Genomic DNA, 25,089 nt, shown 5'->3' with positions numbered 1-25,089 from the left:
CACGTGTGCTCCGGCCGGCTCCAGCGGGCCACGCCCCGTCGGGAAGGGCATAGTGAACGGGGAGGACGCATGATCACCATTGAGAAGGGACGCGGCCCGGACGGCCGCATCGCCGTCGTGCGGTTCGACCGCGGCGACGGCGTCAACGCTCTCTCGCCGGAGGCGCTGCGGCAGCTTACCGATGCGGCGCGTAGCTTCGAAGACGACGCGGCGACCTCCGTGGTGGTCCTCGCCGGGGCCGATCGGGCGTTCAGCGCCGGCTTCGATCTGAAGGACCCGGAAGGCCGCGCCCGCGCCGACATGGACCTCGGCGCCCGGCGCCGGCACCTGCGGCTCGGGCCGCGGCTGACCAAGGCGTGGGAGGACATGGAGCAGGTGACCATCGCCGCCATCGAGGGCTTCTGCGTCGGCGGCGGCGTGGCCCTGGCCGTGGCGCTGGACTTCCGCATCATGGCGGCGGGCGCCCATATGCGTGTGCCGGAGGTCGCCCTGGGCATGAACATGAGCTGGCAGACCATCCCCCGCCTGGTCCAGCTCGTCGGCCCGGCCCGCACCAAGCAGGCGGTCATCCTGGCCAACGACCGCATCAGCGCAGGCGCCGCGCTGGCCTGGGGCCTGGTCGAGGAGGTGGTGCCGGATGGGGACACGTTCGCCGCGGCGCTGGCCATGGCGGAGCGCATCGCGGCGCTGCCGCCGCTGTCGGTCGCCATGACCAAGCGGACGGTCGATCGCGTGGCTCACGCCTTCGATGACCTGGCGAGCCACATGGACGTCGACCAGTTCGCGCTCGCCAGCCTGACGGAGGACCATCGCGAAGGTGTCGCCGCCTTCCTCGAGCGCCGGCCGCCTCGCTTCAAGGGACGGTGAGGCGAGGCGCCTGGCGCCCGGACTTGACTGGATAAATAGATCAACTACGGTTCTATTTATGGCGGCCAACAGCCTTCTCGCCGGCGCGACCCAGATCCTCTGCTTCATCGCCCGCGTCGGCGACAGCACGACGTCGGCTGCCATCGCCAAGAGCCTCAAGACCAATCCGGTGGTGGTGAGGCGCATCCTGAAGTCCCTGGAGCGAGCCGGGATCGTCGACCTGCGAGCGGGCCGCCACGGCGGCGTGGCGCTCCGGCGTCCGGCGGCCGAGATCACGCTCGAGGATGTTCACAAGGCCGTCGGCGGCGACTTGTTCGCGCTGCGGCCCACGGGCAATCCGCGCTGTCCGATCTATCGGGCCATGGCAGGCTCGCTGACGCCGGTCTTCGATGCGGCGAGCGAGGCCGTCGACCAGACCTTCCGGCGCACCAAATTGGCCGCCCTGCTGGCCGCGATCGACTAGAGTATTTCCGCATGTCTCCGGATCTCGGAAATACTCTACTTATCTGTTTTGTCGCATTTCTTTCGCGCGAACCGGCGTCCCTTCGCTCGAAAATGCTCTAGGCGCAGACTTTAATAAAACAAATCATGTTTCGTATTAAATGAGGTAGATCGTGCCCCCACCTGAAGCTCGCAACACCTCGCCCGGCCAGGTCCTGGCCATCGCCTGCGTCGGCATCGTGCTCGCCAACCTCGACCTGTTCATCGTCAATGTCGCGCTGCCTGACATCTCCAGCGCTTTTCCCGATGCCAGTCTCGAAAAGCTGTCCTGGATCCTGAACGGCTATGCCATCGCCTATGCGGCGCTGCTGATCTTCTTCGGACGGTTGGCGGAGCGGTTTCGCCGCGACAGGAGCTTTCTCCTTGGCGTTGCGCTGTTCACGGCCGCTTCGGCGGCCTGCGCCGCGGCCGTCAGCGTCGAGATGCTGATCGTCTTCCGTGTCGCGCAGGCGGCGGGGGCCGCGTTGATGACGCCAACCTCGCTGGGATTGCTGCTGGCCTCGTTTCCCGCGGAGCGGCGGGGCGGCGCGGTCCGCATGTGGACCGCCGTCGGCGGCTTTGCCGCAGCGTTCGGTCCCCCGCTCGGGGGCTTGCTGGTCTCCGCCAGTTGGCGCTGGATCTTTCTGGTGAACATCCCCATCGGCATCGCGGCGCTGATCATCGGCTGGCGCAGGCTCCCCGCCATTCCCGGCCATGACGTCCCCAAGCCGAATCCCGGGGCGGCCCTTTTGGTGACAGCCGGCATCGCCACGCTGACCTTCGGCATCATGAAGATCAGCGAATGGGGCTGGAGCTCCGCCGGCGTCGGCCTGGCCCTGGCCTCCTCGGCGGTGCTGCTGGCCCTGTTTGTCACCCACTGCCTGCGCTCGGCCAACCCCTTCGTCGATCCGGCGCTGTTCCGTATCCGCCAGTTCCGGGGTGCCGTGCTGGTGTTGGCGCCGTTCTCCGCCGCCTTTGCCGCATCGCTGCTCGCGGTCATGCTGTGGCCGCAGGTGGGGTGGGAATGGTCGGCGCTGAAGACCGGCCTCGCGATCGCCATCGGGCCTTTGACCGTGCCGGCCGTGTCCATTCTGATCACCGGACGCCTGATCGCCCGCTTCGGCATCGCTCCCGTCGGCGCGGCCGGGTTGGCGTTCGTCGCCCTGAGCTCCGCCTCGTGGGCGGCCGGCACGGGGCTGCAGCCCGACCTTGCAGGGACGTTGGCGTCCATGGTGCTGATGGGGATCGGCGTCGGCCTCGCTTTACCGACGCTGATGGGGGCTGGCGCCGCAGCCCTGCCGCCGTCAGCCTTCGCCACCGGGTCGGGCGTGCTCAACATGATCCGCCAGACCGGCATGGCCATCGGCGTCGCGGTCTGCGTCGCCCTGATTGGATCGCCACAGACGCCGACAGAGCGCCTGCAGGCTTTTCAGGGTGCGTGGTGGGCCATTGCCGTCGTCGCCTTGGCCGGTCTCGTGCCGCTCCTGCTGCTGCGTCAGCCGAAGCGGGCGCAGGCCTCCACGCCGGCACCGGTCGTGCCGAGCTCGGTACCGGGCGAATGAACGGGCAAGCGGCCGGGTCGTCGTCGACCCGGCCGGCCGGTGTGCTCAGAACGCGTCGATGTAGGCGCGCTTGCCGCCGGGGACGGGCTTGGGCGCCGGCGTCGATGCCAGGCCGCGCAGCAGCCAGCTGCGCGTCTCGGCCGGGTCGATGACGTTGTCGATCTCCAGCACCGTGGCGATCGAGGTCGCCTTGCCCTCCTCGTACTTCCTGGCCACCATCATCTCGTAATAGGCCTGCCGCTCGACGGGATCGTCGATTGCCTCCATCTCCTTGCGGTAGCCCAGCCGCACGTAACCCTCCAGGCCCATGCCGCCGAACTCGCCGGTCGGCCAAGCGACGGTGAAGAACGGGGCTTGGAAGCCGCCGGCCGCCATGCCCTGGGCGCCCAGGCCGTAGCCCTTGCGCAGCACCACGGTGAACACCGGCACGGTGGCGTTGGCGCCGGCCAGGAACATGCGGCAGACGTGGCGCACCACGCCGGTCTTCTCCGCTTCCGGGCCGACCATGAAGCCGGGCGTGTCGCAGAGCGAGATGATCGGCAGGTCGAAGGCGTCGCACATCTGGATGAAGCGTGCCGCCTTGTCGCCCGCCGGTGCGTCGATGGCGCCGCCCAGGTGCTTGGGATTGTTGGCGATCAGGCCGAACGGTTTGCCCTCGATGCGCACGAAAGCGGTGACGATGCCGACGCCGAACTCGGGCCTGAGCTCGAGCACCGAGCCGGTGTCGGCGAGAAGCTCGATCACGTCGCGCACCTCGTAGACGCGCAGGCGGTTCTCGGGAATGGCGCGGCGCAGCAGGCGCTGGTCGGCCGCCTCCCACTCGGCGATCGGTCCTTGGAAGTAGGACAGATACTTGCGGGCGACCTCCGTCGCCTCGATCTCGTCCTCCACCAGCACGTCGATGACGCCGTTCGGCACCTGGGTGGAGACGGGGCCGACCTCGGCGGGATGGTAAACGCCCAGGCCGCCGCCTTCGATCATGGCCGGGCCGCCCATGCCGATCGACGAATTCCTGGTGGCGATGATCACGTCGCAGCAGCCGAGCAAGGCGGCGTTGCCGGCAAAGCAATAACCGGAGACGACGCCGACGATCGGCACCGTGCCGGACAGCCGGGCGAACTCCACGAAGCTGGTGGTGTCGAGGCCGGTCAGGCCGGCCCCGTCGGTGTCGCCCGGGCGGCCGCCGCCGCCTTCCGCGTAGAGCACCAGCGGCAGTTCCCACTGCTGTGCCAGGTGCAACGCGCGGTCGAGCTTCTTATGGTTGCGCTTGCCCTGGGTGCCGGCGAGCACGGTGTAGTCGTAGGCGACGACCATGCTGCGCGCCCGCTCGGCCGGGACCTGCGTGCCGTTGATGGAGGCGGTGCCCACGATCAGGCCGTCGGCCGGGGTGTTGATGATCAGATCGTCGAGACTGCGCCGGCGCGCCTGGGCGGCGATGGCGAGGCCGCCGTATTCCATGAACGTGCCGGGATCGACGAGCTGCTCGATGTTCTCGCGCGCGGTGCGCTGGTTGGTCTTGCGCCGGCGCTCCACCGACTGGGGACGGTTGGCGTCGAGCAGGTTCGCCTGGCGCGCCAGCACGTGGGCGAGGTCCGCGCGAATGGCGTCGAGGTCGACCGCTTCCGCCGACTGGTCGGTTTGGCCTTCGACGTCGGCCGGCTCGACGAACAGGATGCTCTCGCCGCTCATCAAGGTGTCGCCCTTGGCGGCCGCCAGGCCGCGGACGATGCCGCCGCGGCCGGCGCTGATCAGGTGCTCCATCTTCATGGCTTCGAGCACCGCGACCTGCTGGCCCGGCCGCACCAGGTCGCCGACGGCGACGTCGATGGAGACGATGGTGCCCTGCATGGGGGCGGGCACCGGCTCGGTGCCGGACGGGGCGGAGGGCCGCTCGCTGCTCGCCGCGCCGGCGCCGGCGGGCGCCTCGGGCGCGAAGAACAGCTGGCGGTGGGTGCCGTCGCGGCCGGCGCGCACCAGCTCCGCCACATGCTCCTCGACGAAGCGGGTGGTCACTGCGTTGGCGGCGACGGCCGGGTGTTGGAGCAGCGCCTTGAGGAAGGGCAGGTTGGTGCCGACGCCCTCGATGCGGAACTCGCAGGCAGCGCGATAGGCCTTGGCGACAGCGTCGGTGAACTGCGGCGAGCCGGAGTGCACGATCAGCTTGGCGAGCAGCGAATCGAAGGCGGCGCTGGTGCGGTAGCCGGCATAGCCGAAGGTGTCGACCCGCAGCCCTGGCCCCGACGGCGGCTCGAACACGGCGAGCGTGCCGCCCTGCGGCTTGACCAGGCCTTTCTCGTCCATCGCCTCCATGTTGATGCGCAACTGCACCGCGTAGCCGCGCGGCTGCGGGATGCTGGTCTGCAAGAGGCCGAGGTCGGCGAGCGAGCGGCCGGCGGCGATCTGGAGTTGCGCCTGGACGAGATCGACGCCCAGGACCGCTTCCGTGACCGTGTGCTCCACCTGGAGGCGGGGGTTGGCCTCGATGAAGGCGAAGAACGGCTCGCCCTCACCCGGCGCCGCATCGAGCAGGAACTCGAAGGTGCCGAGGTTGTCATAGTGGGCGGCGGCGGCCAGCTCGCGGGCCGCCAGCGTGATGCGCTCGCGCAGCGCCGGCGTCAGCGCCGGGCTCGGCGCCACCTCGACGATCTTCTGGTTGCGCCGCTGGATGGTGCATTCGCGCTCGTAGAGATGGCTGATGTTGCCGGCGCGGTCGCCGATGATCTGCACCTCGATATGGCGCGCGTTGCGCATCAGCCGCTCGACATAGACCGCCTCGTCACCGAACGCCGCCTTCGCCTCGGAGCGGCAGCGGGCGTAGGCTTCGGCCAGTTCCTCCCGCGTCGTCACCGGCCGCATGCCGCGGCCGCCGCCGCCGGCGATGGCCTTGATCATGATCGCGGCGCCTTCGCCGAGGCCGTCGAAGAAGGCGGTGGCCTCCTCCAGGGTGGTGGCGCCCGTGGTGCCCGGGATGACGGGCACGCCGACCTTCTGGGCCAGCTCCCGCGCCGCCGTCTTGTCGCCGAACAGGCCGAGCGCCGTGGGCGAGGGGCCGACGAAGACGATGCCGTTTTCGGCACAGGCCTCGGCCAGCGCCACGTTCTCGCTGAGGAAACCGTAGCCCGGATGCAGCCCGTCGCAGCCGGTCGCCTTGGCCGCGGCGATGATCGCCGCCACGTCGAGATAGCCCCGCGCCCCGCGCCCCGCGAGCGCGTGGGCTTCGTCGGCCTTGCGGGTGTGCAGCGACAGCTCGTCGTCGGCCGTGTAGACGGCGACGGTGGGGATGCGCAGCTCGCCCGCCGCCCGGGCGATCCGGATGGCGATCTCGCCGCGGTTGGCGATCAGCAGCTTGGAGATCGTGGCGGGCGCCGGCGACGCGGACTTCGTGGCGAGGCTCGTGGCCAAACTCGTTCCTCCTATGCAGGGGGGCCTGACGGCCGCTCTCCTTGTTCCGGCGCTGCATGCGTCCGGTGCTCACAGCTCAGGCTTCGGCATTCGGACGGAGCATGCGCCGCCGCATGCGCGGGCCGCGCGGCGGGTCTGGGCCGTTCTTAAAACATGTTCTGGCGCGGTGAACACCCCTTTCGGTCCGCTCCGGGCGCACGGGCGCGCATGACGCAGTCCCTGGCCATGCGCCAGGCGCGCCGCATGCGGTGATGCCTTCTGCGTCAGCCGGCGAGGGCGGCGGCGGCGGCGCTCGTCCCGCAGGCCGTCGCCTGGCTCACTTGAACTTGTGGAGTACGAAGTTATCAGTTGATAACTTCAACATCGGAGCGGAACGATTGCGGCCGCAGCCGGACAAACAGAGGGAGCAGACGCCCATGGCGATCCGAAATCTGGCGGATGTGGAAGCGCTCGAGAGCGTTCCTTTCGAGGAACGGGTCACCGCGACGTCCGTGTTCGAGTTGCTTCAGGGCGTATGCACCCGCCATCCGGACCGGCTCGCTATGCGCTTCCTGCGCGAGGGCTTGCCCGACGAGCCGAGCCGGGACGTGACCTACGCGGCGTTCGGTCGTCAGCTCGTCCAAGCGGCGAACCTGTTCCGGGCGCTGGGCGTCGGCCCGCACGATGCTGTCTCGATGCTGCTACCTGTCGCGCCCGAGACATTTGTTGCCCTGTTCGGCGCCCAATACGCCGGGGTGGCCAATCCCATCAACTTCCTGCTCGAGAAGGAGCATATCGTCGGCCTCCTGCGCAGCGCCGGCGCCAAGGTGCTGCTGGGGCCCGATCCCGAGCTGTTTCCCGGCGTCTGGGCCAAGGTCGAGGCGGTTCGCGCCGAGCTGCCGGGCTTGGCGGCCGTGATCCGCGTCGGCGGCCCGGTTGAACGACCGGAGATCGACGCGCTGCATTTCGAGACCGAGCTCGCGCGCCAGCCTGGGACGCTGGCCTTCAGGCGCGACATCAAGCGCGACGACGTGGCCTCCCTGTTCCACACCGGCGGCACCACGAGCGCACCCAAGCTCGCCCGCCATACCCACGGCGGCCTCCTGGTGCAGAGCTGGACCAACGCCGAGGTGATGCTGACCGGCCCGGAGCAGACGTGGTTCAACGGCCTGCCGCCGTTCCACGTCGGCGGCGCCACCCTCTCCGCTCTGGTGCCGTTCGGGCAGGGCGCAACGGTCGTGATCCTCACCGCTGCCGGCTATCGCAGCCCGGTCGTGGTCAAGAACCTGTGGGCGCTGGTGCATCGGTTCAAGCCGACGGTCCTCGGCATGGTGCCGACCAGCTGGGGCGCGGCGCTCAACGTGCCGACCGACGGCTTCGACCTGTCGAGCATCAAGATCTGCCAGAGCGGCGGCTCGGCGATCGCGCCGGAGGTCGCCAAGGCGGTGACCGAGGCGGTCGGCGCGCCGCTGATGGAAGGCTGGGGCATGACCGAGGTGCACGGCATGGGCCTCATGAACCCAGGCCTCGGCGAATGCCGGCTGGGCTCCATCGGCCTGCGCGTCCCCTATCTGGAACTCGTCGTCGCGGACGTGGCCGACGGGGTGGTCCAGCGTGTCCTTCCGCCGGGGGAGATCGGCCACGTGCTGGTGCGCGGCCGGCAGCTGTTCGGCGGCTACGCCGACGAGGCTCACAACCGCGGCGCATGGGTCGAGCCGATGGCGGATGAGGCCAGGCCGGCCTGGAGCCCGGGCGGTCCATGGCTCGACACCGGCGACCTCGGCCGCCTCGACGCGGACGGCTACGTCTGGCTTACCGGACGGGCCAAGGACATCATCATTCGCGGCGGCCACAATATCGATCCGCAGGTCATCGAGGAGGTGCTGCACGCTCACCCCGACGTGGAATCGGCGGCGGCCGTTGGCCGTCCCGACGGCTATGCCGGCGAGTTGCCGGTTGGCTTCGTGCAGCTCAAGGCCGATGCTGCGGTCTCTCCCGCGGAGATCCAGGACTTCGCCCGCCAGCGCATCGCCGAGCGGGCAGCGGTGCCGGTGGAGATCATCATCCTGCGGCTGATGCCGCTGACCGCGGTCGGCAAGATCTTCAAGCCGCAGCTTCGCCATCTCGCCGCGCAGATGACGCTCGAGCGCCTCGCGCGGGCGCTCGTGGGCGACGGCGTGCCGGTGCAGGTCGAGGTGGGTGCGCATCCTCAGCACGGCAGCTTCGCCTCGATCCGGCTGACCGGCCCGGTCGGAGCCCGGCAGCTCGAGGATCTGCGTGCCAGCTTGGCCAAGCTGCAACTGCGCCACGAGGTGCTGGTCGACGCCAACTGATCGAACCCCGCGGCGCCCGGGTCGCGGCCTCCACGTGCCGTTCGCGGCCGGCCGGCGCCGCCTGCTCGCCCGCGCCAGCAGGGGCTGGCGTCGTTGCGCGGCGCGCCGTGGCTCAGGCCTTTAGACCGGCCTCATGTGCCCATTCCAGCGCATGCGAATAGGCGAAACGCCGGCGGCAGCCAGACCAGCAGCGGCGCGCCCGCCTCCATCACTTGTGCGCGTGGCGGTGGTCGCGCGCGTGATCATGGTGGTCGTGGCCGCAGCCGCAGTCATGGTCATGGTGATCGTGCCCATGGTGATCATGGCTGGCGTGTGCATGCTCATGCGCGTGATCATGGCCATGGCCATGGCCGTGGCCGTGCGCCTGGTGCCCGTGATGGTCGTGCTCGCAGGCCGTCTCGTAGGCGCCCCGCTCGGGGCGGAATGGCCGCTTGACCGGCGTGACGCTGCAGCCCTGGCCCCGCACCATCTCGGCCAGCACGTGGTCGGCCTCGATGTAGAGCGCCTCCACGGTGATCTCCGCCGGCGTGTGGCGGTTGCCGATGTGCCAGGCGGCCTTGAGCAGCCGCAGCGGGCTTTCGGCGCGGATCTCGAGCAGATCCTCGGCGGCGGCCTTGACCTGGACCAGCCGGCCGTCCTCCAGCTTGAGCGCGTCGCCGTCGTCGATCAGCGTCGCCTTGTCCAGATCGACGAGCAGCTCCAGCCCGCCCTCGGCGGTCAGCGCAACCCGCCGCTTCTGCCGGGCCTCGTGGTCCAGGGTGAGCGTGTCGACGACGCGCTCGGCCTTGACGGCCGGGCGGCGGACGATGGCGGTGGCACGGTTCATGGGCGATCGGCTCCGAACTCACGATGAGGCCGGACGACACCCGGCCGGCATCCTGAACTATACCCAAAAGCGCGCGCTCGCATCAGGCCGCGCGATTTGGGCGTCCGCGGCGCGACATGCCCGGCGCCGTCGGGATCGGCGGCGCTGCTCAGAACAGGAAGGAACGCGGGGCGAAGGGCAACGCGGCCGCCGCCGGCGCTGCACCGGCGATCGGCGTTCGCGGAACTCAGACGGAGAGACGCTGACGGACGTCGGCCTCGACCATGCCCGCCCGCGTGCCCGCCAGCACGACCTGGCCCCTGTCCATGACGGCATAGGTGTCGCAGAGGTCGCGGGCGAACTCGAAATATTGCTCGACCAGCACGATCGCCATCTGGCCGCCCTTGCGCAGGGTGTCGATGGCGTGGCCGATCTGCTTGATGATCGACGGCTGAATGCCCTCGGTCGGCTCGTCGAGGACGAGCAGGCGCGGGCGTGTCACCAGGGCGCGGCCGATGGCGAGTTGCTGCTGCTGGCCGCCGGAGAGGTCGCCGCCGCGGCGGCCGAGCATGTCCTTGAGCACGGGAAACAGCTCGAAGATCTCGGGCGGCACGAAGCGCTGCTTGGCGGGCAGGGGCGCAAACCCGGTCTCCAGGTTCTCCTTGACGCTGAGCAGCGGGAAGATCTCGCGCCCCTGCGGCACCACCGCGATGCCCCGCCGGGCGCGGTCGTAGGGGGCGAGCTTGGAGATGTTCTCGCCGTTCCACACCACGGCGCCCCTGGCGATCGGCTGCTGGCCGACGATGGCGCGCATCAGCGAGGTCTTGCCGACCCCGTTGCGCCCGAGCACTGAGGTCACCTGGCCGATCTGGGCCTGGAGCGAAACGCCGCGCAGGGCCTGGGAGGCGCCGTAGTAGAGGTCGATGGCTTCGACGTTCAGCATGCCCGACCTCAACGCCCCAAATACACTTCGATGACGCGCTCGTTGCTGGAGACCGCGTCGATGGTGCCTTCGGCCAGCACCGAGCCTTCGTGCAACACCGTGACCTTGCAGTCGAGGTCGCGCACGAAGGCCATGTCGTGCTCCACCACCACCACCGAATGGTCGCGGGCGATCTCGCGCAGCAGGCGCGCTGTGTCGGCGGTCTCCGCGTCGGTCATGCCGGCCACCGGCTCGTCGACGAGCAGCAGCTTGGGGTCCTGGGCCAGCAGCATGCCGATCTCCAGCCACTGCTTCTGTCCGTGCGAGAGGTCGGCGGCCAGGCGTTCGTGGTGGTCGATCAGCCGTACGATCTCCAGGATGTGCTCGATGCGTTCCGGCGCGATGCGGTTGCGGGCGCCGAACAGGGCCGACCAGGGCCCCCGCTCGTCCTTCAGCGCCAGGCGGATGTTGTCGGCCACCGTGTGGCTCTCGAACACGGTCGGCTTCTGGAACTTGCGGCCGATGCCGAGGTTGGCGATCGATGCCTCGTCGAGGGTCGTGAGATCTGTGGTGCCGTCGAAGTAGACGTCTCCCTCGTCGGGCTTGGTCTTGCCGGTGATGATGTCCATCATCGTCGTCTTGCCGGCGCCGTTGGGGCCGATGATGGCCCGCATTTCGCCGTGCTCGAGGGTCAGGGCCAGATTGTTGATGGCGCGGAAGCCATCGAAGGTCTTCGACACGCCGTCGAGGTAGAGGACGGTGTTGGTGAGCCCTCGGTCCGGGATCATGCTTTGCCTCCTTCCACCGCGCCGGCCTCGCCGATGCCGGCTTCGGCGGCGAGGCTCTCGTCCCGGGGCGAGATCTCCTGGCGTTGCTGGCGCTTCTGCGTCAGCAGGCCGACGATGCCCTTGGGCAGGAACAGGGTGACCACGACGAACAGCAGGCCCAACGCAAACAACCAGATCTCCGGCAGCGCGCCGGTGAGGTAGGTCTTGCCGAAGTTGACGAGGACGGCGCCGAGCGCGGCTCCGACGAGGGTGCCGCGGCCGCCCACCGCGACCCAGATCACCGCCTCGATGGAATTGGCGGGCGAGAATTCCGACGGGTTGATGATGCCGACCTGCGGCACGTAGAGCGCGCCGGCGACGCCCGCCATCATGGCCGAGACGACGAACGCGACGACCTTGTAGGTCTCGACCCGGTAGCCGAGGAACCGCGTGCGCGATTCCGCGTCGCGGATGGCGACCAGCACCTTGCCATAGGTCGATGTCACCATGTAGCGCGCGACCAGGTAGCCCAGCACGAGCGCGATGGCGGTGGCGACGAAGAGGGCGCAACGCGTCGTCTGCGCCTGCACGTTGAAGCCCAGGATGTCCTTGAAATCGGTGAGGCCGTTGTTGCCGCCGAAACCCATGTCGTTGCGGAAGAAGGCGAGCAGCAGGGCGAAGGTCATCGCCTGCGTCATGATCGAGAGGTAGACGCCGGTGACGCGCGAGCGGAAGGCCAGCCAGCCGAACACCAGCGCCAGCAGGCCGGGCACCAGCAGCACCATGAGCGCGGCGAACGGGAAACTGTCGAAGCCGTGCCAGTACCACGGCAGCTCCTTCCAGTTCAGGAACACCATGAAGTCGGGCAGGAGCGGGTTGGCGTAGACGCCGCGCGGGCCGATCTGGCGCATCAAATACATGCCCATGGCGTAGCCGCCGAGGGCGAAGAAGGCGCCGTGGCCGAGCGAGAGGATGCCGCAATAGCCCCAGACCAGGTCGAGGGCGAGCGCGAGCAGGGCGTAGCAGAGGTATTTGCCCAGCAGCGCCACGACGTAGGTCGGCACGTGGAAGGCCGAGCCCTCCGGCACCGCCAGATTGAGCAGCGGCACCAGCACGGCGGCGGCGGCGACCACCGCCAGGAAGATCCAGCCCTTGCCGTCGATCAGGCTGAGCAGAAGCGGCCGGCGCCCCATGGAGTTCGTCCCCGCGCCGCTCATGCTTCCACCGCCCGGCCCTTCTGGGCGAAGAGCCCGCGCGGCCGCCGCTGGATGAACAGGATGATGAAAATGAGCAGCAGGATCTTGCCGAGCACCGCGCCGGCAAAGGGTTCCAGCAGCTTGTTGGCGACACCCAGCGTCAGGGCCGCCACCAGCGTGCCCCAGAGATTGCCGACGCCGCCGAACACCACCACCAGAAAGCTGTCGATGATGTAACCCTGGCCCAGGTTGGGCGAGACGTTGTCGATCTGAGCGAGGGCGACGCCGGCGATGCCGGCGATGCCGGAGCCCAGGCCGAAGGCGAAGGTGTCGATCCAGGGCGTGCGGATGCCCATGGACGAGGCCATACGCCGGTTCTGGGTCACTGCCCGCATCTTCAGCCCGAACGAGGTGCCGCGCAGGACGGCGAGCAGGCCCAGGAAGACCACCAGGCTGAACAGCACGATCCACATGCGGCCATAGGTGATCGACAGGCCGAAGACGTCGAACGAGCCCGACATGTAGGAGGGGGCGCCGACCTCGCGGTTGGTGGGTCCGAACACCGAGCGCACGGCCTGCTGCAGGATCAGGCTGATGCCCCAGGTGGCCAGCAGCGTCTCCAGCGGCCGGCCGTAGAGATAGCGGATCACGGTGCGTTCGATCAGCACCCCCACCAGCCCGGCGATCAGGAAGGCGAGCGGCACCGCGACCGGCAGGGTCCAGCCGAACAGGCCCGGCGCATAGATGCGGGAGGCCTCCTGCACCACGTAGGTGGTGTAGGCGCCGAGCATGACCATCTCGCCGTGGGCCATGTTGATGATGCCCATGACGCCGAAGGTGATGGCGAGCCCGATGGCGGCGAGCAGCAGCACCGAGCCGAGCGAGATGCCGTACCAGACGTTCTGGACGTTCTCGAGCAGCGCGAGCCGGCTCTGGATCGTGGCGGTGGCGCTCTCGATGGCCGGCTTCACCGCCGGGCTCGCCTGGGCGCCGGCGGCGCCCAGCAGGCTGAGCGCATCCTGATCGCCGCGCTTGGAGACGACGGCGACCGCCGCGATCTTGTCGGCATCGCCGGTGGCCCCGTCCATCAGCCGGGCGGCGGCCTGCGCCTCGGTGAGCTTCTGCTTGACGCCGGCATCGGTCTCGCGCGCCAGCGCTCGGTCGATGGCCGGCAGTGCGGCGGGATCGCGGGCCTTGAACACGGCGTCCGCCGCGGCGGCGCGGACGGCGCTGTCCTTGGCGACCAGCCGCAGTGCGCCCATGCTGGATTCGATCGCCCGTCGCACCCGGTTGTTGACGCGGACCGCGGCGAGCTGGGCGGCGTTGGCGCTCACGGCGGCACCGGATTTGGCGTCGACGGTGCGCCCATCCGCCGTCTTGAGGACGAGCACCCCGCTCTGCGGGTCGACGTAGAGGCGGCCCTCGCCCAGGGCTTCGATGATCGGCAAGGCGTCCGGCGAGCCGGTGGCCGCGAGCGCCGCGACGCCGGCGTCGATCTCCGCGTAGCCGCTGGCGCCGGCGAGCTTGGCGAGGGCGGCGTCGAGGTCCTGCGCGCAGGCGGGACGGCCGGCGAAGGCGCCGACGAGCAACAGAACGAGCGCGAACAGGCGCACCATACGGACCTCCGCCAACTACCAAGCGGTCAAGGGGACCGGCGCGGGCGCCGGCGCGGGCAGGTGCTGCCCTATATCCTCCCCGCGTCATGGCCGGGCTTGAGCCGGCCATCGATCGACAGGGCAAACGTCGGCCCGAGAGGGCTGACTGAAGGGCGCGTCCTCAGGGGAGGGATGGCCGGGTCAAGCCCGGCCATGACGGGTGAGGGGACGCACCCTCAAGTGCACGCGTGCAGTGCCGCTAGAGCATTTCTGTGTTCATTCGAATCGTCGAAATGCTCTAACTGTTTGATTTATCGCGTTTTCTTCACGTGAACCGGCGTCCACTTCGCTCGAAAGCGCTCTAGTTGGACGCGCCGCCGCACTTGTTGGTCTTGGTGTTGAAGTTGCCGCACTTGAGCTCGACCCAGTCGGCCTTGAGGTCCTTGGAGCCTTCCAGGAAGGGCGACCAGGCTGCGCCGGGGATCAGCTCGGTGGTCTTCCAGACGACGTCGAACTGGCCGTCGGCCTCGATCTCGCCGATATAAACCGGCTTGGTGATGTGGTGGTTGGCGAGCATCTCCGAGGTGCCGCCGGTGAGGTTGTCCTGCTTGGTGCCCGGCAGCGCCGCGATAACCTTGTCCGGATCGGTCGACTTGGCCTTCTCCACCGCCTTCACCCACATGTTGAAGCCGATGTAGTGGGCCTCCATCGGGTCGTTGGTGACGCGCTTGGGGTTCTTGGTGAAGTCGTGCCAGGCCTTGATGAAGGCTTCGTTGGCCGGCGTCTTGATCGACTCGAAGTAGTTCCAGGCGGCGAGATGGCCGACGAGGGGCTTGGTGTCGAGACCGGCGAGCTCCTCCTCGCCGACGGAGAAGGCCACCACCGGGATGTCGGTCGCCTTGATGCCCTGGTTGCCGAGCTCCTTGTAGAAGGGCACGTTGGCGTCGCCGTTGATGGTCGAGACCACCGCCGTCTTCTTGCCGGCGGAGCCGAACTTCTTGATGTCGGCGACGATCGTCTGCCAGTCGGAGTGCCCGAACGGCGTGTAGTTGATCATGATGTCCTCCGCGGCAACGCCCTTCGACTTGAGGTACGCCTCGAGGATCTTATTGGTGGTGCGCGGATAGACGTAGTCGGTGCCGGCCAGCACCCAGCGCTTCACGCCCTCATCCTTCATCAGGTAGTCGACGGCCGGGATCGCCTGCTGGTTGGGGGCGGCGCCGGTGTAGAACACGTTGCGCTCGCTCTCCTCGCCTTCGTACTGGACGGGATAGAACAGGATCGAGTTGAGTTCCTTGAACACCGGCAGCACCGACTTGCGCGAGACCGAGGTCCAGCAGCCGAACACGACCGAGACCTTGTCCTTGGTGATCAACTCCCGCGCCTTCTCGGCGAACAGTGGCCAGTTGGAGGCCGGATCGACGACGACCGCCTCGAGTTTCTTGCCGAGCACGCCGCCCTTCTTGTTCTGCTCCTCGATCAGCATCAGCATCACGTCCTTGAGCGTGGTCTCGCTGATGGCCATGGTGCCGGAAAGCGAGTGCAGGATGCCGACCTTGATCGTCTCCTGCGCCTGCGCCGGCGCTGCCGCCGCCGCGATGCCGCCGCCGATGGCAAGCACCGCCATCAGCTGTTTCACACCCCATTTCATCTCTTGCCTCCCGCCAGAATGGCTATCGCGTGGGCAGCAGCAAGCCCCGTGCCAGCGCGCGCCGTGGCTCTCCGGCGGCTGCGAGCGGTCGGTTCGATCCGGAGGGGATGGCTATCTGGCGCCGCGGCGCCGCGGCGCCACAGTGACACGGCCGCACCATGCGTGCGGAGCGCGATTGCTGGCTAATCGTTGCCCATATGGGTCGTTTCGTAGTCAATTGCCTGCAAATTACGCTTGTTCTGCCCTTCGCTTGATCGCGGTCATCAGATCACTTGATCTCCCGCGCTGCGCCGTGGTCACTTGCGCGCCAAAGCGGGGCGAAGCACCCGGCTCAAGACAGAGGGAGTGGAACATCATGCCGATCCGAAACCTGGCTGACGTCGAGGCGCTCGAGGGCGTGCCGTTCGAGGCGCGCGTTGCGGCCACGTCCGTGTTCGAGCTGCTGGCGGGCGTGTGCGCGCGCCATCCGGACCGGCTCGCCATCCGCTTCCTGCGCGAAGGGCTCGTCGACGAGCCGAGCCGGGACATCACCTATGCGGCCTTCGGCCGCCAGATCATCCAGGCTGCGAACCTGTTCCACGCCCTGGGCGTCGGGCCGCAGGACGCCGTGTCGATGCTGCTGCCGGTGGCGCCGGAGACGTTCGTCGCACTGTTCGGCGCCCAATACGCCGGCATGGCCAACCCCATCAATTTCCTGCTCGAGAAAGAGCACATCGTCGGCCTGCTGCGCAGCGCCGGCGCCAAGGTGCTGCTGGGGCCGGACCCGGAGCTGTTTCCGGGAATCTGGGCCAAGGTCGAGGCGGTGCGCGCCGAGCTGCCGAACCTCGCCGCCGTGATCCGCGTCGGCGGCCCGGCCGAGCGGGCGGACATCGACGCGCTGCATTTCGAGACCGAGCTGGCCCGCCAGCCTGCGACGCTGAGCTTTACGCGGGACATCAAGCCCGACGACATCGCCTCTCTGTTCCACACCGGCGGCACCACGAGCGCGCCCAAGCTCGCCCGCCACACCCATCGCGGCCTGCTGGCGCAGAGTTGGACCAACGCCGAGGTGATGCTCACCGGCCCGGATCAGACCTGGTTCAACGGCTTGCCGCCGTTCCACGTGGGGGGCGCCACCTGCGCCGGGCTGGTACCGTTCTCGCAAGGAGCCACCGTGGTCATCCCCACCGCCGCCGGCTACCGCAACCCGGTCGTGGTCAAGAACCTCTGGGGCTTGGTGCAGCGCTTCCGGCCCACGGTGCTGGGCATGGTGCCGACGAGCTGGGGCGCGGCCCTCAACGTGCCCACCGAGGGCTTCGATCTGTCGAGCCTCAAGATCTGCCAGAGCGGCGGCTCGGCGATCGCGCCCGAGGTCGCCAAAGCGGTGCGCGACAATGTCGGTGCTCCGCTGGTGGAGGGCTGGGGCATGACCGAGACGCACGGCTTCGCCACCATGAACCCGGGTCTCGGCGACTGCCGGCTGGGCTCCATCGGCCTGCGCGTGCCCTACACGGAGCTCATCGTCGCCGACGTGGCCGACGGCGCCGTGCAGCGCGTTCTTCCCGCCGGCGAGATCGGCCACGTGCTGGTGCGCGGCCGGCAGCTGTTCGGCGGCTACGCCGACGACGCCTACAACCGCCAGGCGTGGGTCGAGCCGATGGCGGCCGAGACCAGGCCGGCCTGGAGCCGCGGCGGGCCGTGGCTCGACACGGGCGACCTCGGCCGCCTGGACGAGGACGGCTACGTCTGGCTCACTGGCCGGGCCAAGGACATCATCATCCGCAGCGGCCACAACATCGACCCGGCGGTCATCGAGGAGGTGCTGCACGCCCATCCGGCGGTGGAGTCGGCCGCGGCCGTCGGGCGGCCGGACGGCTACGCCGGCGAGCTGCCGATCGGCTTCGTGCAGCTCAAGGCGGGGGCCGAGGCATCGCCCGAGGCGATCCAGGACTTCGCCCGCCAGCACATCGCCGAGCGAGCGGCGGTGCCGGTGGAGATCATCGTGCTGCCGCTGATGCCGCTCACCGCAGTCGGCAAGATCTTCAAGCCCCAGCTGCGCCATCTCGCCGCGCAGATCACCCTGGAGCGGCTGACGCGGGCACTCGTCGGCGACGGCGTGCCGGTGCATGTGGAGGTGGGGCCGCATCCCCAGCACGGCAGCTTCGCCTCGATCCGCCTCGACGGGCCCGTCGGCGCCCAGCAACTGGAGGAACTGCGGGCCAACCTGTCGCGTCTGCAGCTGCGCCACGAGGTGCTCGCGGGCGCCGGCTGACCTGGAGCACGTCGCAATCGGATGAGCATCATCCGATTGCAGAGAAATGCTTCAGCCTTTGAATCCGAAGCGCGTCTCTTCCGATCGGGGATTTCGCCCAATCGCGAAGCGCCTTGGAGCTTGGCCCGATCAGATGCAGTCGTTCGGTCGGATCGAAATGCTCCGAAACCGGACCGCGACCGTGCCGTCGATCAGGTTCTGGCGCGTCCGGACTTGGGGCGTGTCAGCTTGGCGGGACCGGGCTTGGCCGGCGGCCGGCGCATGATGGCATCGGCGACCTGCTCGATGCGATGGCGCAGCGCCGCATTGCTGGCCTCGACCTCGGTCTGGCCGGCCGACAGATCGTGCTTCAGCCGCGTCACCTCGCGCTGCAGGTTGGCGCGGTCCGCGCGCAGGGCGCCGACCTCGTCGACGCCGTCCGCGGCGGTGGGCTCAGCCGTCGGGGCCTCGTTCGCGCCGCCGTTCAGAGCGGCGCCGCGCGGGCCGCCGCGGCGGCCGCCGGAGCCAATGCGCCCGGCGAGCTCGCGCTTCAGCTGGGTGACCTCGCGCTGCAGCGCCAGACGGTCGCTGCGGGCCTGGTCCAGCGCGCCTTCGAGCGACGACTTCTCCGCCCGCATCATCTCCACGTCGTCGGTCGCGGTGCGCACGGAGGCGCGTGCCGCCTCGGCATTGCTCTTGAGGGTCCCCTTCGCCGCCTCGAGCTCGCTGCTGAGCCAGGCCAGCCGCGCGGCGTTGGCCTTGAGCGCCTCGGTCTGGCGCGAGGCGGCGACACTGGCATCGGTCAGCCGGCGTGCCAGTTCGCGCTCGGCCTTCTCCAGGCCGGTGATGCGCTCGCTCTGGTCGTCGCGCAGGCGCTCCAGGCTGGCGATCCGCTCGGCCAGCGTCGCCGCCGCCTTGCGGTCGGCCGCTCGCGCCCGCTCCAGCTCGGCGTTGGCCTCCTTCTGGATGGCGAGGTCGCGGGTGAGCTTGGCGAACACCTGGGCATCGCTGGCGAGGTTTCCCTCGAGCGAGGTGACCTTGGCCTCGAACTCGGCGATGACGATGCGCTGGCTCTCCACCGTGTTGTGGAACTGGTGGTTGTCCGCTTCCAGCCGTTCCAGCGCAGCTTCCCGCACGCTCAGCGACTTGCGGTTGTCCGCCAGGTCGGCCTCGGTGCGGGCGAGCCGCTCGCGCGTGCCGGCGAGCTCGCTCGTCAGATCGGCGGCCTCGCCGCGAACCTGCGTGAGGCTTCCCTTCGTCGCCGCCAGTTCCTCTGAAAGGCTTTTGAGGGCGGCATGCTGGCGGCCGACCTCGCCCAGCGCTTGCGTCTTCTCGCCGAGGAGCGCCTCGTTGCGGCGCTCCAGCTGGCGTGCGGAGACGGCGAACTCGGCGCGCAGGTGATCGCGCTCGGCCGCGATCTCGTCCAGCGACAGCGGGAACTGCGCCTGCGCCCGGCGCCTGGCCAGCCGCTCGGCCCGCGCGTTGATGGCCGGCACCGCCAGCACCGCGAAGAAGGTGGCGGTGAAGAATCCGAGAGCGAAGATCATCGCCGTTTGGATCACGGGCAAGCTCCTGGGGATTCGCGCCGGTCGCGCGCGAGCGGCAGAGGCTCCGGTGGAATCGGACCTGCCGCTCTATCGCTTCGCCTCAGCATCGCAGTCCTGGCATACGATCGTCCCAAAACTGGCGTCCACAGTCTCAAAACCGGCGTCCACACCTGCGACGTTCTGGACCGTCAGAAGGGGTTCCACGTCGCCGTGGGGGTGAACTTCAGATAGCCGATGTTGACGCCGAGCCGGGCACCCACGCCGGTGCGGATGGGGACCACGATCATATTATCGCGAACCGCCGCCGTCATGCCAAAGCCGCCGACGAAATAGGCGGAGCCGTCGAGGCCCAGGAAGCGGCCGAAGATGCCCTCGGTGGCCGGCAGATTGTAGACCAGCATCATGGTGCGCGCGCCTTCGCCGCCGAAGTCGAAGCCGACCGACGGTCCCTGCCAGTACACCCGCAGGTCGCCCGCGTTGCGCGTGTAGAGCACGCCCTCGCCGAAGCGCAGGCCGCCGAAGAACGCGCCCGCGCCCTCCTGGCCAAGGATGTAGCCGTTCGGCTCGCCCCACCGCTTGAAGGCCTCCTGCACGGTGAGCGCGACGCCGCGCGAGACGGTGCCGAAGAACTTGTGGCCGGACTGGATGATCTCCTCCGGCTTGAAGGTGTCGCCCTCGCGGATGCGCGGGCTCTGAGCGAGCGCGGGCACGGCCAAGGCGACGAGGACGGAGACCAGGATGGCGCGGACGATCGCTGTCATGGGGGCCTCGTTGGGCTGGATGCTGGCGTCGGTGGGGCGCGGCGGGCGGATGGGGATCGGAGGTCGCACGAAGAAGCTCTCGGCTCGCGATGTCCGAAGGCCCTCAACGGGGAGCGGGATGCGTCGAACCACCACAGCCGCCAATCGTGACGCCGCCAAGGCGCCGCTGCGGCAAATCTTGCCCGCACCGGGGTCAGCGGTGGCCCGGTGCGGGGTCCGCATGCGGGCTCATGTAGCGGACGGCCGCCTCCGGGTCGCCCCAGACGATGAACGGGCCGTTGGCGAAGCTGTCCTGCACCGCGCCGTAGCGGAACGGCCGGCCCTCGCCGTCGACGACGACGCCGCCGGCCGCCTCCAGGATGGCTTGGCCCGCCGCCGTGTCCCATTCCATGGTCCGGCCGAAGCGCGGATAGACGTCGGCCTCTCCGGCTGCGACGGCGCAGAACTTGAGCGACGACGACGCACCTGAGCGGGCGCGAATCGGCAGCCCCGCCAGGAACCGCTCGGTAACTGCATCGCCGTGCCGCAGGCTTGCCACCGCGACCAGGCCGTCCGCCGGCGCGCGGCGGGTGCGCAGCGTGGTCCAGTTACCCGCGAGCGGGCTGGCATCCGCCTCGCAATCGATGACCCGGGCGCTTTCGCCGCCGACCCACAGGCGCTTGGCGCGCGGCGCATAGATGGTGCCGGCCACGGGCCGGCCATTCTCCACCAGGGCGATATTGACCGTGTAGGAGCCGGTGCCGGCCACGAAATCGCTCGTGCCGTCGATCGGGTCGACCAGGAAGAAGCGGGAGGCGAGCTCGCCCTCGAACCCCGCGGCGCTCTCCTCGGCGATGACGGGCACGTCGGGAAAGTCCCGGGCGAGGGCGTCGACAATCAGCTCCTCGGCGGCGATGTCGGCCGCCGTGCACAGGCTGCCATCGGGCTTCTCCCGCTCCTGGAGGCCCTTGCGCGCGACCTCGATGATCACGCCGCCGGCGAGGCGGGCAATGGCACCGAGAGCCTCGGCCAGGGCCTCGCGGTCGCTTGCGGATCGCCCGCCGTTGTCCCCGGTGCGGCCCGGCGCAGGTGCCTCGCTCATGGCGTTCATGTGCTCCTTGCCTTTTCAATCGGGCGGCAGGCGTGTATCAGAGCGCGCCCTGCGGCGTCCCGACAGGATGGACATAGAGTCCGGGGCCATCTCCATCCAGACCAGGCCGTCGCGCCGCGACAATCGCCGAGAGGTTCGCATGACCGCCGTGACGCTCGAAGCGCTCGACCTCGCCGCCTTGCTGTGCAGCCGCGTTTGCCATGACGTCATCAGCCCGGTCGGCGCGATCGTCAACGGGCTGGAGGTGCTGGAGGACGAAAAAGACGCCTCGATGCGCGAGCTCGCGTTCGATCTCATCGCCAAGAGCGCACGGCAAGCCTCGGCGCGGCTGCAATTCGCGCGGCTCGCTTTCGGCGCCGCCGGTTCGGCCGGCGCCGCCATCGACACCGGGGATGCCGAGCAGGTGGCCCGCGCCTTCGTCAGCGACGAGAACACCTCGCTGGGCTGGACCGGCTCGCGCCTCCTGCTGCCCAAGAACCGGGTGAAGCTGCTGCTCAACCTCATCCTCATCGCCGACAATGCCATTCCCCGCGGCGGCGCGCTCGACGTCGAGGTGCTGGACGAGGGCGCTCGCTTCGTCGTCCGGGCCAAGGGGCTCAACGCACGCATCCCGCCGCACGCGCCGGAGCTGATGGCGGGTCGCACCGCCGACGGCACCGTCGATGCGCACGCCATCCAGCCCTTCTATGCGGGCCTGGTGGCGGAGGCCGCCGGCATGGACGTGAGCTTTGCCATCGACGCGGACGTGGTGACGATCACCGCCGGTCTGCGGGCCTGATCGGCCGCCGCAGCGGCGGAACATCGATCTCGGCATCGATCGTGGAGAGATTTCGGCCCGTCGGGACCGACCGCGCGTCGCGGTCCAAGGCGGACGGGGCCCGCGGTTTGGCCGACCGAGGTACTGTGCCGTTCGCCACGCGCGGCGGGGCTCGGCCTTGGCGTCACCGCCGTCGCGCCACGGCGGCGGGCATTTATGCTCAGGCGGTCGCCCGCTCCTCGCCGCCGTTGGGCTCGCGCAGCACGTAGCCGCGGCCCCACACCGTCTCGATGTAGTTCTTGCCTTCGGAGGCGTTGGCGAGCTTCTTGCGCAGCTTGCAGATGAACACGTCGATGATCTTGAGCTCGGGCTCGTCCATGCCGCCGTAGAGATGATTGAGGAACATCTCCTTGGTCAGGGTGGTGCCCTTGCGCAGGCTGAGCAGCTCCAGCATCTGATATTCCTTGCCGGTCAGATGCACGCGCTGAGTATCCACCTCGACGGTCTTCGTGTCCAGGTTGACGACGAGGTCGCCGGTGGTGATCACCGATTGGGCGTGGCCCTTGGAGCGGCGGACGATGGCGTGGATGCGGGCGACGAGCTCGTCCTTGTGGAACGGCTTGGTCAGGTAGTCGTCAGCCCCGAAGCCCAGGCCGCGAACCTTGTCCTCCGTGCCCGCAAGGCCCGACAGGATCAGGATCGGCGTCTTCACCTTGGCCACCCGCAGCGATCGCAGCACCTCGTAGCCGGACATGTCCGGCAGGTTCAGATCGAGCAGGATGATGTCGTAATCGTAGAGCTTGCCGAGGTCGACGCCTTCTTCACCCAGGTCGGTGACATAGACATTGAAGCTCTCGGACTTGAGCATCAGCTCGATGCTTTGCGCTGTCGCGCTATCGTCTTCAATGAGCAGAACGCGCATGTCAGCTCCCCAACGTCGCCTCGGCCATGGGCGATGCCGCCTGTCGACGCCCCCCGCCTGTCCCGCGTGGTTCGCCCCATGTCGATCCGATTCGAACGTTAACGGACAAGGGTTAACAAAAACTGATAAGTCCAGGCAAGGGCGCCGGGCACATTACCGCCGGAATTTATCCTAAGTATCTACACAAGCTTATATTTCCTGAATTCGACATACTTAAACCGTTGCATTAACGAGCTGCTATAAGTGATTCAATAGACTCGGGCCGGCGGCTGCGCTTCGGCAAGGCCCGCGCCGGCCACTGTCGCCACCCTCGGTAAACAAAAGGTTGCCGGGCTGTGGCGATTCGAGCGCGCAGGCGGCCAGATCGTGGCGCCACGGCGGTAAGGAAGGCTCAACCTCTTCTCGTCATGGTTACCGCCGACGGGACATGGGCGACGAGGGCCCACGCGAGCGCTTGGCGGTCGGGTGGGACCGCCCGGTCGCCGAGCGGCGCTCCGGAGGCAACGGCTGGAGCCGGCTCGGCGATATGTTCCGGGGCTGACGTCGAGGTGCCGATGAAATCGCGTGATACGCTTCTGCGTTTGAAGCGCTTCCAGGCTCAGGAGAAGCGCCGCCGAGCCGCGCAGATCGAGATGATGATCGCGGAATTCGAGCGCATGGCCGGGGACCTCGACCGCGAGATCGCCCAGGAGGAGGAGCGCTCGGGCTTCTCCGACCCCAGTCATTTTGCCTACCCCACCTATGCCAAGGCGGCACGCACCCGCCGCGACAACCTCGTCAGTTCGGCGAGCGAGCTGAAGGGGCAGCTGAGCGAAGCCAAGGCCGAGCTGGCCGAAGCGCTCGACGAGCTGGGGAAGGCGGAGAGCCTCGACGACCGTGAGCGCGCTAGCGACGATTGGCGCGCGCCCGAGGCCCGCGCGAGCGGCGGTCGCATGAGCCGCGCCGGCGCCTGAGGCACGCCCTTGCCGGGCCCGTCCCGGCGAGGGGGACCCCGGCGCTGCCGGCCTCGCGCTCCCGAGCCGGGCAGGGCCCGCGCCAACCCCTCCCGGGCCGAGTTGTGCGCCAAGCGGCGCCGTCGCCGCTTGGCGCGACCCATTGGCACAAGCGACTTGCGGCGGCCGGGAGCGTCGGGCACAGATGGCTGCAACGCCCGCAGCTTCCAGAGCGCGCCAAGCGCGAGCCCGGCTGAGCATGAAGAAATATCTCGAATACGTCTGGCCCGTGATCGGGCTGGGCGCCGTCGTCTTTTCCGGCTGGCTGCTCTACCGCGAGCTGGCGGGCATTTCGTTTGCCGACGTGAGCAACGCCTTCCTGTCGATCTCGCCCCTGCATTGGCTGGGTGCGCTGGCAGGTACGGCGATCGCGTACGCCGCGCTTGCCTGGTACGACCGCATCGCCCTGCTGCACCTCGGCAAGCATCTGCCGTGGCCGGTGATCTCCCTCGTCTCCTTCACCACCTACGCCCTCTCGCACAGCATCGGTGCCTCGGTGCTGTCCGGCGCCATGGTGCGCCTGCGCGCCTACGGCACCATGGGGCTCAGCATCGCCGAGGTCGGCGTGCTCGTGGCGCTCTGCTCGTTCACCTTCGGCCTGGGCACGGTGCTGCTCGGCGGCCTGGTGCTGGTGTTCGACCCGGAGATCGTCTACCGCCTGTTCGACATGCCGAGCTGGTCGGCGGTGGCGCTGGGCGTGGGCATGCTGGCCCTGGTCGTCCTGTACGTCGTGGGCTCGTGGCTCGAGTTCCAGCCCATCAAGATCGGTAGTTTTGCCATCTATTATCCCCGGCTGCCGATCGTCGGGCGGCAGCTGCTGGCGGCGCCGCTGGAGCTGCTCGGTGCCGCTGCGATCATCTATTTCGCACTGCCGGATGCGAGCAATCCCGGTTATTTCGTCGTCCTCGGGGTGTTCCTTGCCTCGTTCTCCGCGGCGCTGGCCTCGCACGCGCCCGGCGGCCTGGGCGTGCTGGAGGCGGTGTTCATCACCGCCATGCCCGGCGTGCCCAAAGCCGAGGTTCTCGTCGCGCTGTTGGTGTTCCGGCTGCTCTACCTCATCATTCCGCTCGCCTTCGCGCTCATCGTGGTGGTGCTGTTCGAGCGCTCGCGCCTGGCGCAGACGCTGCAGGAGCGGCTCGCCCAGAGCAACCCGACCGCCGCCGCATCGGCGCCGGTCGCCGTGCCGGCGCGCCTCCCCAGCCCGGGCAACGACAAGGCGGCATGAGAGCCG

At 69.0% G+C, this 25,089-nt stretch carries 19 protein-coding genes; 8 read left to right on the top strand and 11 right to left on the bottom strand.

Annotated elements, in window-relative coordinates; genetic code table 11:
- The first annotated feature begins 69 nt into the window (after nucleotides 1-69).
- The 3 genes from IEW34_RS28000 (at nucleotide 70) to IEW34_RS27990 (ending at nucleotide 2,909) form a co-directional block, all read left to right on the top strand.
- The gene (locus IEW34_RS28000) at nucleotides 70-867 is read left to right on the top strand and encodes an enoyl-CoA hydratase/isomerase family protein (RefSeq protein ID WP_188612546.1); all 798 of its coding nucleotides are present in this window, start codon (nucleotides 70-72) and stop codon (nucleotides 865-867) included.
- Between the two features lie 58 nt (nucleotides 868-925).
- The gene (locus IEW34_RS27995; protein ID WP_188612545.1) at nucleotides 926-1,330 is read left to right on the top strand and encodes an Rrf2 family transcriptional regulator; all 405 of its coding nucleotides are present in this window, start codon (nucleotides 926-928) and stop codon (nucleotides 1,328-1,330) included.
- Between the two features lie 151 nt (nucleotides 1,331-1,481).
- Nucleotides 1,482-2,909, top strand: a complete 1,428-nt coding sequence (locus IEW34_RS27990) for an MFS transporter (RefSeq protein ID WP_210324610.1) — start codon at nucleotides 1,482-1,484, stop codon at nucleotides 2,907-2,909.
- 45 nt (nucleotides 2,910-2,954) lie between these two features.
- Here the strand turns inward: IEW34_RS27990 and IEW34_RS27985 are convergent, their stop codons facing one another.
- Complete coding sequence (locus tag IEW34_RS27985; protein WP_244642265.1) at nucleotides 2,955-6,311, bottom strand: carboxyl transferase domain-containing protein; 3,357 nt, start codon at nucleotides 6,309-6,311, stop codon at nucleotides 2,955-2,957.
- A gap of 416 nt (nucleotides 6,312-6,727) precedes the next feature.
- On the opposite strand from IEW34_RS27985, the gene IEW34_RS27980 reads away from it, so the two are divergent.
- Nucleotides 6,728-8,623, top strand: coding sequence for an acyl-CoA synthetase (locus IEW34_RS27980; protein ID WP_188612544.1), 1,896 nt, complete (start codon nucleotides 6,728-6,730; stop codon nucleotides 8,621-8,623).
- Between the two features lie 208 nt (nucleotides 8,624-8,831).
- Here IEW34_RS27980 and IEW34_RS27975 read toward each other — a convergent pair whose 3' ends face one another.
- The 6 genes from IEW34_RS27975 to urtA form a co-directional block, all read right to left on the bottom strand.
- On the bottom strand, nucleotides 8,832-9,449 hold the full coding sequence (locus IEW34_RS27975) for an urease accessory protein UreE (protein ID WP_188612543.1): 618 nt from the start codon (nucleotides 9,447-9,449) through the stop codon (nucleotides 8,832-8,834).
- A 226-nt stretch (nucleotides 9,450-9,675) separates the two neighbouring features.
- Nucleotides 9,676-10,371, bottom strand: coding sequence for an urea ABC transporter ATP-binding subunit UrtE (gene urtE, locus IEW34_RS27970; protein ID WP_188612542.1), 696 nt, complete (start codon nucleotides 10,369-10,371; stop codon nucleotides 9,676-9,678).
- 8 nt (nucleotides 10,372-10,379) lie between these two features.
- Entirely contained in the window at nucleotides 10,380-11,138 is a 759-nt protein-coding gene (gene urtD, locus IEW34_RS27965; protein ID WP_188612541.1) for an urea ABC transporter ATP-binding protein UrtD, read from the bottom strand.
- A complete protein-coding gene (gene urtC, locus IEW34_RS27960; protein WP_188612669.1) occupies nucleotides 11,135-12,310 on the bottom strand; it encodes an urea ABC transporter permease subunit UrtC in 1,176 nt (391 codons plus the stop codon). The genes urtD and urtC overlap by 4 nt, the downstream gene beginning before the upstream one ends.
- Nucleotides 12,311-12,330: 20 nt before the next feature.
- A complete protein-coding gene (gene urtB / locus IEW34_RS27955; protein WP_188612540.1) occupies nucleotides 12,331-13,929 on the bottom strand; it encodes an urea ABC transporter permease subunit UrtB in 1,599 nt (532 codons plus the stop codon).
- Between the two features lie 340 nt (nucleotides 13,930-14,269).
- Nucleotides 14,270-15,535, bottom strand: coding sequence for an urea ABC transporter substrate-binding protein (urtA, locus tag IEW34_RS27950; protein WP_244642281.1), 1,266 nt, complete (start codon nucleotides 15,533-15,535; stop codon nucleotides 14,270-14,272).
- Between the two features lie 379 nt (nucleotides 15,536-15,914).
- Between urtA and IEW34_RS27945 the strand changes: the two genes are divergently transcribed.
- A complete protein-coding gene (locus IEW34_RS27945; protein WP_188612538.1) occupies nucleotides 15,915-17,810 on the top strand; it encodes an acyl-CoA synthetase in 1,896 nt (631 codons plus the stop codon).
- A gap of 191 nt (nucleotides 17,811-18,001) precedes the next feature.
- On the opposite strand, the gene IEW34_RS27940 is transcribed toward IEW34_RS27945, so the two are convergent.
- From IEW34_RS27940 to IEW34_RS27930, 3 genes are all read right to left on the bottom strand, one after another.
- The gene (locus IEW34_RS27940; protein ID WP_188612537.1) at nucleotides 18,002-19,351 is read right to left on the bottom strand and encodes a coiled-coil domain-containing protein; all 1,350 of its coding nucleotides are present in this window, start codon (nucleotides 19,349-19,351) and stop codon (nucleotides 18,002-18,004) included.
- Nucleotides 19,352-19,524: 173 nt separating this feature from the next.
- Nucleotides 19,525-20,097 carry a DUF1134 domain-containing protein gene (locus tag IEW34_RS27935; RefSeq protein WP_188612536.1) on the bottom strand — a complete coding sequence of 191 codons (573 nt, stop codon included), beginning with the start codon at nucleotides 20,095-20,097 and terminating at the stop codon, nucleotides 19,525-19,527.
- A gap of 193 nt (nucleotides 20,098-20,290) precedes the next feature.
- A complete protein-coding gene (locus tag IEW34_RS27930) occupies nucleotides 20,291-21,178 on the bottom strand; it encodes a 3'(2'),5'-bisphosphate nucleotidase CysQ family protein (RefSeq protein ID WP_188612535.1) in 888 nt (295 codons plus the stop codon).
- A gap of 148 nt (nucleotides 21,179-21,326) precedes the next feature.
- Here IEW34_RS27930 and chpT point away from each other — a divergent pair, with 148 nt between their 5' ends.
- Entirely contained in the window at nucleotides 21,327-21,965 is a 639-nt protein-coding gene (gene chpT, locus IEW34_RS27925) for a histidine phosphotransferase ChpT (protein ID WP_188612534.1), read from the top strand.
- A gap of 199 nt (nucleotides 21,966-22,164) precedes the next feature.
- On the opposite strand, the gene ctrA is transcribed toward chpT, so the two are convergent.
- Nucleotides 22,165-22,866, bottom strand: a complete 702-nt coding sequence (ctrA, locus tag IEW34_RS27920) for a response regulator transcription factor CtrA (protein ID WP_188612533.1) — start codon at nucleotides 22,864-22,866, stop codon at nucleotides 22,165-22,167.
- A 554-nt stretch (nucleotides 22,867-23,420) separates the two neighbouring features.
- On the opposite strand from ctrA, the gene IEW34_RS27915 reads away from it, so the two are divergent.
- Both IEW34_RS27915 and IEW34_RS27910 read left to right on the top strand, forming a co-directional pair.
- Nucleotides 23,421-23,819, top strand: coding sequence for a flagellar export protein FliJ (locus IEW34_RS27915; protein WP_188612532.1), 399 nt, complete (start codon nucleotides 23,421-23,423; stop codon nucleotides 23,817-23,819).
- Between the two features lie 238 nt (nucleotides 23,820-24,057).
- Nucleotides 24,058-25,083, top strand: coding sequence for a lysylphosphatidylglycerol synthase transmembrane domain-containing protein (locus IEW34_RS27910; RefSeq protein WP_188612531.1), 1,026 nt, complete (start codon nucleotides 24,058-24,060; stop codon nucleotides 25,081-25,083).
- The last annotated feature ends 6 nt before the right edge of the window (nucleotides 25,084-25,089 follow it).

Source organism: Chelatococcus reniformis (assembly GCF_014640075.1).
GTDB lineage: Bacteria > Pseudomonadota > Alphaproteobacteria > Rhizobiales > Beijerinckiaceae > Camelimonas > Camelimonas reniformis.
The sequence above is the reverse complement of the archived record's forward strand: the minus strand, read 5'-3'. Positions and strand labels throughout refer to the sequence as shown.